Below are 13,260 nucleotides of genomic sequence, written 5' to 3' on the forward strand. Positions count from 1 at the left end.
TCAGGCCAGCGTGGCCAGCCAGCGCAGCGCCTGCTCGGCCTGGGCCCGCTGGAACCGGCGCAGGTTCGGGATGCCGGGCGGGGGCGGCTGCAGCGCACCGTGGGTGAAGTACCCGGCCAGCCCGGCGACCACGGCGCGCAGCCGCTCCGGCTCGACCCCGGCGGCCATCGGCTCGGCCCAGAAGATCTCCTGCGGGCAGCCGCCGCCCTGCATCGCGACGCTGGGCAGCATGAACGCCAGATCGGCCCAGCCGGCGCCGACGCTGGCGTGCGGCCAGTCGATCAGTGCCACGTGCTCGGCGTCGATCATCACGTTGTCCGCCCGCAGGTCCCCGTGCACCAGCCGGTCGCCGGCCAGCGCGGCCGGGGCGTCCGCGGCCCAGGTGGTCAGGTCGCCGAGGTGGGCGCGTAGCCAGTCGCCGGTGCCCTCGGCCCAGTCGGCGGTGCGGTCCAGGTCGGCGCCCGGCCCGGCGGCCAGCAGCTGCCAGCCGCGGAACTCCTCGGCGAAGTGCTCGGAGGTCGCGGGCAGCCGGTGCCCCTCGACCGGCCGGGCCTCGGCCAGCACGGCCATCGCGTCCAGCACCCGCCGCAGCTCCACCGGACGCCACGGCACCAGCGGCGGCCGGCCGGTGGCCACCTCGAAGCCGAGCAGCACCCAGTCGCCGTCGTCGTCGTGCCACAGCAGCCGGGGCGCCGGGACCTGCGCCGGGATCGCCTGGGCCGCCCGCACCTCCGCCCGGGCGAGTTCCGGCGACTGCGGGTTCTGCTCCGGGGAGACCGCCTTGACGAACACCCCGCGGCCGTCGGCCAGCTCCAGCACCGCGGCGAAGCCCGGGCTGAACCCGGTGGTCGCGCTGGTCTCCGCGCTGACCTGGGCGCCGGCGAGCTCTTGGATCCGGGTCCGTACCGCGCGCGGCAGGTCACGCCAGTCCAGGCGCTGCCCACTGAAGGCCATCGGAGCCGGGGCTGGCGTCATCGCGTCGTCGGCACTCACGCGCACATCCTGCCAAACGCCTTCGTAGACTCGTGGCCGTGAACGCCTATCTGGACCACGCGGCGACCACGCCGATGACCCCGGCGGCGGTGGCGGCGATGACCGCGCACCTGGCCGCGGGGAATCCGTCGTCCCTGCACACCGCGGGCCGGGCGGCCCGGCGGGTGGTCGAGGAATCGCGGGAACGGCTGGCCGCCGCGGTGGGCGCCCGGCCCTCCGAGGTGATCTTCACCAGCGGTGGCACCGAGGCGGACAACCTGGCGATCAAGGGCCTGTTCCGGGCGCGGCAGGACGCTGACCAGCAACGACGCCGGGTGATCGTCTCCGCGGTGGAGCACCACGCGGTGCTGGACCCGGCGCAGTGGCTGGCCGAGCACGAGGGTGCCGAGCTGGTGTTCCTGCCGGTCGACGGCGAGGGCCGGGTCGATCCGCAGGCCCTGGCGACGGAGCTGGCCGAGCACGGCGCGCAGACCGCGCTGGTGTCGGTGATGTGGGCGAACAACGAGGTCGGCACGGTGCAGCCGGTGACGGAGATCACCCGTCTGGCCGCCGAGCACGGGGTGCCAGTGCACTCGGACGCGGTGCAGGCGGTCGGTCAGCTGCCGGTCGACTTCGCCGGGTCCGGGCTGGACGCGCTCACCCTGACCGGGCACAAGGTCGGCGGCCCGGTCGGCACCGGCGCGCTGCTGGCCCGGCGCGGGCTGGACCTGACCCCGGTGCTGCACGGCGGCGGGCAGGAGCGCGGGGTCCGCTCGGGCACGCTGGACGTGGCCGGGATCGCGGCGCTCGCGGTGGCGGTGGAGCAGGCGGTGACCGGGCGGGAGGCCCAGACCGCCCGGCTGGCGGCGCTGCGCGACCGCCTGGTCGCCGGGGTGCGCGCCGCGGTGCCGGATGCGGTGCTGCGCGGCGCGACCGGGCCGGACCGGCTGCCCGGCAACGCCCACTTCACCTTCCCGGGCTGCGAGGGCGACTCGCTGCTGTTCCTGCTGGACAGCGCCGGGGTGGAGTGCTCGACCGGGTCGGCCTGCCAGGCCGGGGTGCCGCAGCCCTCGCACGTGCTGCTGGCGATGGGGCTGGACGAGCCGACCGCCCGGGGCGCCCTGCGGTTCACCCTGGGCTGGACCTCCACCGAGGAGGACGTGACCGCCCTGCTGGCCGCCCTGCCCGGGGCCGTGCAGCGGGCGCGGGCCGCCGGACTGGTGGGGGTGCGCTGATGCGGGTGCTGGCTGCACTCTCCGGCGGGGTGGACTCCGCGGTGGCCGCCGCACGGGCGGTGGACGCCGGGCACGACGTGGTCGGGGTGCACATGGCGCTGTCCCGCAATCGGGCCCAGCTGCGCACCGGATCGCGGGGCTGCTGCTCGATCGAGGACGCCGGGGACGCCCGCCGGGCCGCCGACGTGCTCGGGATCCCGTACTACGTGTGGGACCTGTCCGAGCGGTTCGAGGACACCGTGATCGCCGACTTCCTGTCCGAGTACGAGGCCGGGCGCACCCCCAACCCGTGTGTGCGGTGCAACGAGCACATCAAGTTCGACGCGCTGCTGGACAAGGCGCTCGCCCTCGGCTTCGACGCGGTCTGCACCGGGCACTACGCCCGGGCCGGGCTGGCGGAGGACGGGCTGCCGGTGCTGCGGCGGTCGGCCGACCTGGCCAAGGACCAGTCCTACGTACTCGCGGTGATGGGCCCGGAGCGGCTGGCCCGGGCGATGTTCCCGCTCGGCGACGTGCCGTCCAAGGACGAGGTGCGGGCCGAGGCCGCCGCCCGCGGGCTGAGCGTGTCGGCCAAGCCGGACTCCTACGACATCTGCTTCGTGGCCGACGGCGACACCCAGGGCTTCCTGCGCGACCGGCTCGGCTCCCGCCCGGGCGAGATCGTGGACGCCGGCGGCGAGGTGCTGGGCGAGCACGACGGTGCGTACGGCTTCACCGTCGGACAGCGCAAGGGACTGCGGCTCGGCCGCCCCGCGCCGGACGGCAAGCCGCGCTACGTGCTCGAGATCGAACCGGTGCGCAACCGGGTGGTGGTCGGCTCGGCCGACGACCTGACCGTGCACGCGCTGGACGGTCAGGACGCGGTCTGGTTCGCTCCCGCACCCGAGGACTGGACCGACTGCCTGCTCCAGGTGCGGGCGCACGGCGACCCGGTGCCCGTGCGGGCACGCGCGGTGGGCGAGGACGGGCTGCGGGTGGAGATCGACCACGACCGGCTCAGCGGCGTGGCCCCCGGGCAGTCGGCGGTGCTCTACCGCGGTGACCGGGTGCTGGGCCAGGCGACGGTGGCGGCGGCGGTCCGCGCCGGACGGGCCCGGATCGCGTGAGCATCGAGGTCTCCGGCACCGGCCCCTGGCCCGGTGTCGATCCGCTGGAGGCGCAGAGTGCGGTGACCGGTGAGGTCGCCGAGACCCCGGCACCGGCGGTGGGCGTGCCCTGGGTGGTGCGGCTGCCCGAGCGCGGGCCGGAGCACTCCGCGGTGGCGGCCGGGCTGGGGCTGCTGGTCGATCTGCCCGCCGAACTGGGCCCGCACGGCTGGCGGCTCGCCGACCGGCCCGGACACGACGCGGCCCGCCTGGACGCGGCCCGCCGGGAGACGGTGGACGCCCTGGCGGTGGCCGCACACGGCTGGACCGGGCCGCTGCTGGTGCCGGTCTGCGGCCCGCTGACCCTGGCCGCCTCGGTGTACCTGGCCCGGGGCGACCGCGCGGTGGCCGACCACGGCGCGGTCACCGAGCTGGTCGAGTCGCTGGGCACCGGGGTCGGGGAGTACCTGGCGGCGATCACCCGGGTGCTGCCCGGCGCCGAACCCACCGTGCTGCTGCACGAGCCGCTGCTGGCCGCGGTGGTCGGCGGGACGCTGCCCACGTTCTCCGGTTACGCCCGGCTGCGGTCCGTCCCGGCCGGGGAGGTCGCCGAGCGCCTGACCCGGGCGGTCGGGCTGCTGCGGGACGGCGGGGCGCACCGGGTGGTGGTGCACCTGGGTGCCGGGGCCGGCCTGGCCCCGGTGGCCGGGCGCTCCGGTGCGGACGGCATCGGCGTGCGGCTGTCGACCCTGGACGAACGCCGGTGGGAGACGGTGGCCGAGGTGGTCGAGTCCGGGCTGCGGCTGTGGGCCGAGCTCGAACCACCGCGCACGTCCCAGTGCGCGGGGCCGGACGTCGAGGGGGTCGCGCGGCCGCTGATCGACGGCTGGCGCCGGGTGGGACTGGCCACCGCCGGACTCGGTGAGGTCGGCCTGCTCGCCCCGGCGCCGGACACCGGGGTCCCGGACGCGGCGCGGGTCGCCCGTGCCACCCTGGCCACCGTGACACGGGCGGCCGAGCTGGTCGCCGAACGGGCGGAGGACTGACGTGACCGGACGACGGACCGCGATCCGGCGGGCGGTGCTGCTGCTGACCGGATCGGGGCTGGCGCTGGCCGGCCTGATCACCCTGATCGTGCTCTGGGTGCAGGTCGCCACCGGGTCGATGCTGACCGGTGCCGGCCAGGAACAGCCCTGTGTGGCGGCCGCCGCCGCGGGCACCGACTCCGCCGAGGTGCGTTACTCGGTGCTGCCCCCCGCGGCCGAGTGCCGGTGGGCGCCGGACGGGACCGCCGAGGTGGTGCCGCTGGATGCCGCACCCGCCGCGGTGAGCTGGATCGCCGCCGGCGCGGTGCTGGCCGGGGTGGTGCTGCTGGCCGTGGTCGGGTTGTCGGTGTGGCGGGAACGCCGGATGCCGGGATCGTCACGGTCCGGGCGAAATGGGCGCTGAGCTGCAGCGTGCTACTCATCGAGCTGTCGACGGATAGGTAGCGCGGGTTCACGCTGGCAGGCATGGATCGGGAACTGCACCGCACGCTGGGCCTCGCCCTGCGGCGGATCCGGCAGGAGCGCGGTCTGAGCCAGGAGCAACTGGCGCATGCGATCGGGTACCACCGCACGTTCATCGGGGCGGTCGAGCGCGGCGAGCGCAATCTCACGCTGAGCACCCTCACCGAGCTGGCGGATCGGCTCGGGGTCGGGTGGCGGGAGCTGCTGTGCGGGCCCGGGGCGGGTGCCTCCGGCTCGGCGCACTGAGTCGCCGCTCGACCGGCGGCCCGCGAGCTGAGCTGCTCCGCGAACGGCGGCCCGCCGGCTGAGCTGTCCCGCGACCGGCGGCGCGCTCACTCAGCCGTCCCGCGCCGGGCCCGGTTGCGCGAGTCCTCGTGCCGCGGGTGCTACCCGGTCGGGCGCCCGCCACCCCTCGTCCCGGCGCCCCGGCCACCTCATTTCCGCCGCTCGGCTCCCTCCTGCCGCCCGCCTGATCGACCTGCGACCTGCCCTGTGCTACTCATGAGTCTGTAGACGGATCAGTAGCGAGGATCGACCGTTGACCGCGTGAGAGGAGAGCTGCAGCGCCGGGTCGGTCAGGAGTTGCGACGACTGCGCGAGGAGCAGGGGCTGAGCCAGGAGGCGCTGGCGGACCGCCTGGGTGTGCATCGGACCTACATCGGTGGGGTCGAGCGCGGCGAGCGGAACCTGACCCTGCAGTCGGTGGAACAGCTCGCCGACGACCTGGAGGTCGACCCGCGGGAGTTGCTCGGATTCTCCTGAGCCGGCCGGGCCCTGTGGATAACTCCGGGCCGGTGTCGGTGCCCCTGGTGAATGTGTCGCCAGCGGGGGACAGCCCCCTCGTGACCGACCCCAGGAGGATGCCGTGCAGACCCAGACCCCACCCCCGTGGCTGACCGAGACCTGCCCGCCCTGGTGCGTGGTGCTGCACGAGGTCGCCGACCACGAGCGCGACCGCCGGCACGTCAGCGCCTCACTCTCCGTCCCGGTGCTCGCCCTGCGCGGCGTCGGCGAACCCCTGCCGCCCGAGGAGGACGAGGTGACCGGCGAGGACCTGGCCCTGGTGCTGCACCGCCGGGTCGGCGACGACGAGACCTGGCTGTACGTCGGGGACGGGCGGAACCAGGGCCTGGAGCTGTCGGTGGCCTCCTGGTCGCGGGTGGTCCCGGGACTGGACCGGCTGATCGCGGTCGGGCGGACCTGATCCCGGGCGGTGGATGTCGGCAGGTGACGGCATGATGAGCCGCGTGAATGCGACGCCGGAGAACCGCCGCGACCTGGACCCCGCCGACCGTGGCCTGAGCGCCGATGAGGTCGCCGAGCGCTGGGCGATGCTCGCGGATCAGATCGGGCACCTGCGCGACGCCTACTACGTGCAGGACGCCCCGGTGGTGGACGACGCCGCCTACGACCGGCTGATGCTGCGGCTGGAGGCACTGGAGCGCGAGTACGGCTACATCGGGCCGAACTCGCCGACCGGCACGGTGGGTGGCTCGGTGGCGGGCGGGTTCCGGTCGGTCGACCACGTCGAGCGGATGCTGTCCCTGGACAACGCCTTCTCCGCCGAGGAGATCGCCGCCTGGGCGCTGCGGGTGCACCGTGACCTGGAGCTCCCGGACGACGCGGGGCTGCACTACCTGACCGAGCTGAAGATCGACGGGCTGGCGATCGCGCTGCTGTACGAACGGCAGGGCGACGGCCCGGCGCGGCTGGTCCGGGCGGCCACCCGCGGCGACGGGCGCACCGGCGAGGACGTGACCGCCAACGTGCGCACCATCGGCGTCATCCCGCACGAGCTCGGCGGCGACCCGGCCACCCACCCGGAACAGATCGAGGTTCGCGGCGAGGTGTTCTTCCCGGTCGCCGAGTTCGAGAAGCTGAACGCGGCGCAGGTGGCGCTCGGCAAGGCGCCGTTCGCCAATCCGCGCAACGCCGCCGCCGGGTCGCTGCGGCAGAAGGACCCGAAGGTGACCGCCTCGCGGCCGCTGCGGATGTTCGCGCACGGGATCGGCGCGCTGCGCTGGGGCGACGGCACCGGTGGCGCCGGGGTGGAGCGGCAGTCCGAGATCTACGGGCTGCTCGAGGGCTGGGGCGTCCCGGTCTCGCCGTACAGCCAGGTGGTCTCCGGGCTGGCCGGGGTGCAGCAGATGATCGACCACTACGGCGAGCACCGGCACGACGTCGTGCACGAGATCGACGGCATCGTGGTCAAGGTGGACGAGATCGCCCTGCAGCGGCGGCTCGGCGCGACCAGCCGGGCACCGCGGTGGGCGATCGCCTACAAGTACCCGCCGGAGGAGGTGAACACCCGGCTGCTGTCGATCGAGGTCAACGTCGGCCGGACCGGACGGGTCACCCCGTACGGCGTGATGGAACCGGTGCGGGTGGCGGGGTCGACGGTGTCGATGGCCACCCTGCACAACAAGGACGTGGTCGCGGCCAAGGGCGTGCGGCCCGGGGACATGGTGGTGCTGCGCAAGGCGGGCGACGTGATCCCGGAGATCGTCGGGCCGGTGGCGGCGCTGGCGGACGACGGCTACCCCCGCACCGACTGGGTGATGCCCACCCACTGCCCGGAGTGCGGCAGCGAGCTGCGCCCGATGCGTGAGGGCGAGGTCGACCTGCGGTGCCCGAACGCCCGGACCTGCCCGGCGCAGGTGCGCGGCCGGGTCGAGCACATCGGCTCGCGCGGGGCGCTGGACATCGACGCCCTCGGCGAGGTGACCGCCGCCGCGCTGACCCAGCCGGAGATCCCCGAGCAGCCGCCGCTGGTGAACGAGGCCGACCTGTTCTCCCTGGTCGGCTACGGGCTGGACGCCCCGGAGCAGGAGCGCCGCGCGGTCCGCGAGCGCAGCCTGGCCACGCTGATGCAGGTCGAGGCGATCGTCCGGGACGCCGAGACCGGTGAGCCGAAGGCCGACGAGGACGGGGTGGTCCGCCGCCGGGCACCGTTCCGCCGCGCCCTGAAGTGGACCAAGAAGCAGCAGGCCGAGGCCGCCGCCGAGGGCCGCACGCTGCCGGAGTACGAGCCCTCCGAGCAGGCGATCAAGCTGCTGAACGAGCTGGAGCTGGCCAAGACCAAGGACCTGTGGCGGGTGCTGGTCGCGCTGAGCATCCGCAACGTCGGCCCCACCGCGGCCCGGGCGCTGGCACAGGAGTTCGGGTCGATGGCGGCGCTGCGCGAGGCGCTGGACCGCGAGGACGCGGTGGCCCGGCTCAGCGAGGTGGAGGGCGTCGGCCCGACCATCGCCGAGTCGATCCGGGACTGGTTCGCCGAGGACTGGCACCGGGAGATCGTCGACCGCTGGGCCGCGGACGGGGTCGTGATGCGCGACGAGCGGGACGAGTCGGTGCCGCTGACCCTGGCGGGTGTGACCGTGGTGGTCACCGGGAGCCTGGCCGGGTTCAGCCGGGACGGTGCCAAGGAGGCGATCCTCGCCCGGGGCGGCAAGGCGGCCGGCAGCGTGTCCAAGAAGACGGACTACGTGGTGGTCGGGGAGAACGCCGGGTCCAAGGAGACCAAGGCGCGCGAGCTGGGGCTGCGGATCCTGGACGAGGACGGGTTCGCCGCGCTGCTGGCCGGCGGGCCGGAGGCGCTGGGCGACCGGCCGGGCGACGGGGGCTCGGACGAGGCGGGGGAGTGAGCGGTCCGGGACTGGCGGTCGAACGCGCGACCTGGCTGCCGGCCCGCACCGAGCGGATCGGCGACTGGCTGCTCGGCTTCACCGGCGGGCTCACCAAGCGGGCGAACAGCGCCGTGCCCGCCACCCCCGGTGCCGCACTGGGCGAGGACGACCTGGAGCGGATCGAGGCCCGCTACGCCGCGGTGGGACAGCCGGCGGTGTTCCGGATCTGCTCCGCGGCGCCCGCCGGGCTGGACCGCCGCCTGGCCGATCGCGGCTACGCCGAGGCGTCGGTGACCGAGGTCTGGGCGCGTGAGCTGAACGGCACCGAGCCCGGTGACACCGGGTCGTCCGGCGTCGAAGCGCTATCGACCGGGGCACGGGAGGCCGCGCCGGTGGCACCCCGGCCGGCTCCCGCCGGGCCGGTGATCGCCGACGCCGACCGCCCGGACGACGACTGGCTGGCCGGCTGGCTCGGGGTGAAGCAGAACGGTGCCCGCCCCGGGGCCGCGGAGCGCGAGCTCGCCGCCCGCCTGCTCACCGGCAGCCCGGCCCGCTACCTGTCCGCCCGGACACCGGACGGCACCGCGCTCGGGGTGCTCCGGGTCGCGCCGGCCGGGGAGTGGGCCGGGCTGTCCTGCCTGGCCGTCACCCCCGCGGCCCGTCGCCGGGGCACCGGTCGCGCGCTCACCCTGGCGGGGTTGCGCGCGGCGGTCACGCACGGCGCCGAGCGGGCGTTCCTCCAGGTCGAGGTGCACAACACCCCGGCCCAGCGGCTGTACCGGGAGCTCGGCTTCGTCCCGGTGGAGCGCTACGTGTACCGGGAGCGCTGACTACCCCTCGATCAGCCCGCGCCGGTGACCGATCGACACCGCCTCGGCGCGGCCGGAGGCCCCGAGCTTGTCCAGCACCCGGGACATGTGCACCGAGACGGTCTTGGCGCTGATGAACATCCGTTCGCCGATCTGCCGGTTGCTCAGCCCGGTGGCGGCCAGCATCAGGACCTCCGACTCCCGTGCGGTGAGCAGGTCGCCGCCGGTGCTGGCGACCCCGGGCAGGTCCAGCCGGCCGCGCCGCGCCAGGTCCGCCACCGCGGTCGCCAGCGGTGCGGCACCGATCGCCCGGGCGGTGGCCAGTGCCTCGGCGGCCCGCGTGCGGGCGCCGTCCCGGTCGCCGGTGGCCAGCATCGCCTCGGCCCAGCGCCAGCGGGTGCGCGCCTCCTCGTAGCGGTAGCCGTAGCCGAAGGCCGTGGTGGCGGCGGCCCAGAGCGCGGGGTCCGGGTCGCCGGTCAGCCGGGTGTGTTCGGCGTGGGCGCGGGCCAGCCAGGCCCGGCCCTCGGGTCCGAGCGGGCCACCACGGGGGCGGCCGCGTCCGGCGGTGTCCACGGCACGGCGCAGCAGCTCGGAGCCCGCGGCCAGCCGGTCCGCGGGGTCGCGCCCGGCGATCCGGTCGGTGGCGGCCAGGTCGGCGAGGGCGGCGATGCCGAGCGCGGACAGCCAGATCCCGCCCAGGAACGAGTCGGTCCAGGCCCGGCCGATCTCCTCGATCAGGTCCAGCGCCAGGGCGAGCGCCTCCTCGGGGCGGCCGGCCCAGGTCAGGGCGTCGACCGTGCAACCGCCCGCGATCATGGTGATCTGGGTGTCCTCGTGGGCACCGTGCACCAGCGCCAGCGCGTGTTCGGCCACCCCGGCATCGCCCCGGGCGACGGCGGCGTACAACTGCACCGACTCCAGCGCGGCGGCGGCCGGTGGCGGGCCGGCGTCCCCGGTGGGGGTGGCGGGTGACAGGTCGCCGCGGGTGAAGCGGATCAGGTCCAGGAACAGCCGCAGCTCGACGCCGTAGGGACTCCAGGTCAGGCCGGTGCGCCGGGCCAGGGCCAGTCCGTCGGTGGCGACCGTGGTGGCTTCGGGCAGCTGTCCGGCGTAGAAGCGGTTGGCGGCCAGGTTGTAGGCGCAGCGCAGCTCGGTGCCGACGTCGCCGGACTCGCGGGCACGCAGCAGCGCCTCGTGCAGCAGGGTGGCGGCGCGCTCCGGGTCGTCGACCACCAGCACCGCCAGGGAGATCAGGGCGTCCGCCTCGGCATCGGCGGCACCGGCCGCCCGGGCCTGGTCGACCGCAGCGGTGGCGGCGCGCGCGGCCAGCTCGTCCTGATCGGCGTTCAGGGCGGCCCGGGCGCGGGTCGCCAGCACCCAGGCGAGGACCGGGCCGTCGTCCTCCGGGTGGTCGGCGCCCAGGGCCTGCTCGGCCAGCGTGGTCTGCGCCAGGGCGTCCTCGATCCGCTCCACCGCCAGCAGGTGCCGGGCCAGGGCGACGTGCGCCTCGGCGGCCCGGACCCCACCGTGCTCCCGGGCCGGGGCCAGGGCGTCCTGTGCCAGGGCCACCGCCCGGGTGCCCAGTCCGGCGCGGCCACCGGCGGCCGCGGCGGCGATCAGCAGGGCGACCCGGTCGGTGCCGAGGTCGTCGGCGGCGGTGGGCACCCCGGGCCAGAGCCGGAGCACCGTCTCCAGGTGGCGCAGTTCCTCGTCCGGGGCGAGCTGGCGCGCTGCCTCGGCGGCGGCCTCCCGGGCGGCCAGGATCGCGCGCCGGTCGTCGCGGGCCAGCAGCGCGTGGTGGGCGCGTTCGGCGGCGGTGGCCAGGCCCGGGTCGGCGTCGGCGGCGAGCAGGTAGCCCCGGTGCAGGGCGATCTGCTCGCCGGGCAGCAGGTCGGTGTAGACCGCCTCGGCCAGCAGCGCGTGCCGGAACGCCAACCGGTCCTCGTCGCCGACCAGCACGTGGTGCGCGATCGCGTCCCGCAGCGCCTCGTCCACGTCGATCCCGTCGCCGGCGACCACGGCGCGCAGCAGCGGCTCGGTCACCCGGCGGCCGGCGGCGGAGGCGGCACGCACCAGGCGCTGCCCGGCGGGACCGAGCTGCTCGAACCGGGCCCGCAGGGCGTCCGCCACGGTCTCCGGCAGGTCGGCGCCCGCACCCCGGGCCTCGGTCAGCTCCTCGGCGAAGTAGGCGTTCCCCTCCGAGCGGTCCTCGATCCGGCGCAGCACGTCCTCCGGCAGCGGGGCACCGGTCAGCGCGGTGGTGAAGGCCCGCAGCTCGTCGGTGCCGAACGGCGCCAGCTCGATCCGCTGCACCCGCGGGTGGCGGCCCAGCTCGGCCAGCACCGGGCGCAGCGGGTGCCGCCGGTGCAGGTCGTCCGCCCGGTAGGACCCGATCAGCAGCACCGGTTCGGTCCGCAGCCGGGCCACCAGGAAGCGCAACAGGTCGCGGCTGGACGCGTCCGCCCAGTGCAGGTCCTCCAGCACCACGACCAGCGGCCGCCCCGGCGCCCCGGCGGCGGCGAGCAGGGCGGCCACCGCATCGAACAGCTGCAGGCGCTCGGCCGGCTCGGCGGGTGCGGCGCCGTCGGGCAGCAGCCGCCGCAGCGCCGGACGGTCGTCCAGCACCGCGGCGACCTCGGGCCGGCCGTCGGTCAACCGGCGCAGCACCTCGACGAAGGGCAGGTAGGGCAGCCCGATCTCGCCCAGGTCCACGCAGTGGCCGGTGACCACGGTGGCGCCGTCCTCGGCCACCCGGTCGCCCAGCTGGTCGAGCAGCCGGGTCTTGCCCACCCCGGCGTCGGCGCCCAGCAGCACCAGGCCCGGTTCGCCCGCCGCGGCGCGTGCCACCGCGGCCCGCAGCGCGGCGAGCTCGGTCTCCCGTGCGATGAAGGGCACCCGCGCCGCCGACCAGCTCATGGCGTCGATGGTGACAGGCGCCGCCCACAGTCGCGCGCGTTCGGCCGCGGTCACCGGCGGTGGTGCCAGCGCCAGTGCAGGCCGACGTCGTGGGCGGTGTCGCGCACCACCGACTGGCGGTAACGGATCTCGGCGTCCAGCGCCGGTCCCCAGATCATGTCCATGACGCTCTCCCTCGAACCCGGGCCGGTCCTTCCGGCTGCTCTCCAGCCTCGGGCTGAGGGGGCGGGCGGGGGATCGGGCAGCCGGGCAGCATCGGGCGCCGCCGGGAACGGGGCGCACACTGAGGTGGTGCTGAGGTGGCCGCCGGTGCAGGCTGAGGTCGTGACCCGGCGAGGGGTGAGGAGGGGCCGATGAGCGGCATGCTGTCACTGGACCGCGCCGAGGTGTTGCAGGCCGCAGGCCTGCGCTGGACGCCACGGGCCGGTGACCGGTTCGCGCTCCGCCAGCCCGCGATGGCCGGGGAGGTGTTCACCATCAGTGAGATGACCATCGAACCGCACCACTACCCGACCGGCACGGTGCTCGGCTTCAACGGCACCACCGAGTGGGCGCTGGACTCGGTCACCCAGGACGAGGCGATCTGGCTGCCACGCGAGGACCAGCTGCGCGAGCTGCTCGGCGGGACGTTCCGGTCGCTGGCCCGCTCGCTGGACGGGCGCTACCTGGTCGTGGTGGAGCTGCCCGGGCAGCCGGAACGGTCCTTCGCCGCGGACGAGGCGGCCGACGCCTACGCCGACGCGGTGCTCGCGCTGGTGTCGGCCGCGCGGGTCTGACACCGGGGGAGCACCCGCCGACTAGACTTCCCGGCATGTCCTCTCTTTCTCGTGATGAGGTCGCGCGCGTCGCGGGCCTGGCGCGGATCGACCTGAAGCCGGAGGAGGTCGACCGGCTGGTCGGCGAACTCCAGGTGATCGTCGACTCGGTCGCCCGGGTCGGCGAAGTCGCCACCCCCGATGTCCCGGCCACCAGCCACCCGCTGCCGATGACCAACGTCTTCCGCGCCGACGTGCCCGAGCAGCCGCTGTCCCAGGCGGACGTGCTGGCCGGTGCCCCCGCGGCCGAGGACGGCAAGATCCTGGTCCCGCAGATCCTCGGGGAGGAGTGAG

General features: G+C 75.7%; 13 protein-coding genes. 11 read left to right on the forward strand and 2 right to left on the reverse strand.

Features of this window, described 5'->3' with window-relative positions:
• Nucleotides 1-993 carry a phosphotransferase family protein gene (locus tag HGA03_RS15650; protein WP_168631237.1) on the reverse strand — a complete coding sequence of 331 codons (993 nt, stop codon included), beginning with the start codon at nt 991-993 and terminating at the stop codon, nt 1-3.
• Between the two features lie 38 nt (nt 994-1,031).
• Between HGA03_RS15650 and HGA03_RS15655 the strand changes: the two genes are divergently transcribed.
• The 9 genes from HGA03_RS15655 (at nt 1,032) to HGA03_RS19650 (ending at nt 9,256) form a co-directional block, all read left to right on the forward strand.
• Nucleotides 1,032-2,207 carry a cysteine desulfurase family protein gene (locus tag HGA03_RS15655; protein WP_168631238.1) on the forward strand — a complete coding sequence of 392 codons (1,176 nt, stop codon included), beginning with the start codon at nt 1,032-1,034 and terminating at the stop codon, nt 2,205-2,207.
• Complete coding sequence (gene mnmA, locus HGA03_RS15660) at nt 2,207-3,313, forward strand: tRNA 2-thiouridine(34) synthase MnmA (RefSeq protein WP_168631239.1); 1,107 nt, start codon at nt 2,207-2,209, stop codon at nt 3,311-3,313. The genes HGA03_RS15655 and mnmA overlap by 1 nt, the downstream gene beginning before the upstream one ends.
• On the forward strand, nt 3,310-4,338 hold the full coding sequence (locus HGA03_RS15665) for a uroporphyrinogen decarboxylase/cobalamine-independent methonine synthase family protein (protein ID WP_239073557.1): 1,029 nt from the start codon (nt 3,310-3,312) through the stop codon (nt 4,336-4,338). The genes mnmA and HGA03_RS15665 overlap by 4 nt, the downstream gene beginning before the upstream one ends.
• A gap of 1 nt (nt 4,339) precedes the next feature.
• Complete coding sequence (locus HGA03_RS15670; RefSeq protein WP_168631240.1) at nt 4,340-4,741, forward strand: hypothetical protein; 402 nt, start codon at nt 4,340-4,342, stop codon at nt 4,739-4,741.
• Between the two features lie 62 nt (nt 4,742-4,803).
• Nucleotides 4,804-5,046 (forward strand): helix-turn-helix domain-containing protein, encoded by a 243-nt coding sequence (locus HGA03_RS15675; RefSeq protein WP_168631241.1) that lies wholly within the window; start codon nt 4,804-4,806, stop codon nt 5,044-5,046.
• Nucleotides 5,047-5,346: 300 nt separating this feature from the next.
• Nucleotides 5,347-5,562, forward strand: coding sequence for a helix-turn-helix domain-containing protein (locus HGA03_RS15680; protein WP_168631242.1), 216 nt, complete (start codon nt 5,347-5,349; stop codon nt 5,560-5,562).
• A 103-nt stretch (nt 5,563-5,665) separates the two neighbouring features.
• Nucleotides 5,666-6,004 carry a DUF6907 domain-containing protein gene (locus HGA03_RS15685; RefSeq protein ID WP_168631243.1) on the forward strand — a complete coding sequence of 113 codons (339 nt, stop codon included), beginning with the start codon at nt 5,666-5,668 and terminating at the stop codon, nt 6,002-6,004.
• Nucleotides 6,005-6,038: 34 nt separating this feature from the next.
• Nucleotides 6,039-8,444 carry an NAD-dependent DNA ligase LigA gene (ligA, locus tag HGA03_RS15690; RefSeq protein WP_168631244.1) on the forward strand — a complete coding sequence of 802 codons (2,406 nt, stop codon included), beginning with the start codon at nt 6,039-6,041 and terminating at the stop codon, nt 8,442-8,444.
• Entirely contained in the window at nt 8,441-9,256 is an 816-nt protein-coding gene (locus HGA03_RS19650; protein ID WP_168631245.1) for a GNAT family N-acetyltransferase, read from the forward strand. The genes ligA and HGA03_RS19650 overlap by 4 nt, the downstream gene beginning before the upstream one ends.
• Here HGA03_RS19650 and HGA03_RS15700 read toward each other — a convergent pair whose 3' ends face one another.
• A complete protein-coding gene (locus HGA03_RS15700; protein ID WP_168631246.1) occupies nt 9,257-12,151 on the reverse strand; it encodes a helix-turn-helix transcriptional regulator in 2,895 nt (964 codons plus the stop codon).
• A 362-nt stretch (nt 12,152-12,513) separates the two neighbouring features.
• On the opposite strand from HGA03_RS15700, the gene HGA03_RS15705 reads away from it, so the two are divergent.
• Entirely contained in the window at nt 12,514-12,927 is a 414-nt protein-coding gene (locus tag HGA03_RS15705) for a pilus assembly protein CpaE (protein WP_168631328.1), read from the forward strand.
• Nucleotides 12,928-12,962: 35 nt separating this feature from the next.
• Nucleotides 12,963-13,259, forward strand: a complete 297-nt coding sequence (gene gatC / locus HGA03_RS15710) for an Asp-tRNA(Asn)/Glu-tRNA(Gln) amidotransferase subunit GatC (protein WP_168631247.1) — start codon at nt 12,963-12,965, stop codon at nt 13,257-13,259.
• Nucleotide 13,260 lies beyond the last annotated feature (1 nt).

This window comes from Cellulomonas denverensis (assembly GCF_012396125.1).
GTDB classification, from domain to species: domain Bacteria; phylum Actinomycetota; class Actinomycetes; order Actinomycetales; family Cellulomonadaceae; genus Cellulomonas; species Cellulomonas denverensis.

Coding starts and splice junctions, on each gene's coding strand:
- mnmA (WP_168631239.1), top strand. CDS start 2,207: ATGCGGGTGCTGGCTGCACTCTCCGGCGGGGTGGACTCCGCGGTGGCC.
- HGA03_RS15675 (WP_168631241.1), top strand. CDS start 4,804: ATGGATCGGGAACTGCACCGCACGCTGGGCCTCGCCCTGCGGCGGATC.
- ligA (WP_168631244.1), top strand. CDS start 6,039: ATGAGCCGCGTGAATGCGACGCCGGAGAACCGCCGCGACCTGGACCCC.
- HGA03_RS15700 (WP_168631246.1), bottom strand. CDS start 12,151: ATGAGCTGGTCGGCGGCGCGGGTGCCCTTCATCGCACGGGAGACCGAG.
- HGA03_RS15705 (WP_168631328.1), top strand. CDS start 12,514: ATGCTGTCACTGGACCGCGCCGAGGTGTTGCAGGCCGCAGGCCTGCGC.
- gatC (WP_168631247.1), top strand. CDS start 12,963: ATGTCCTCTCTTTCTCGTGATGAGGTCGCGCGCGTCGCGGGCCTGGCG.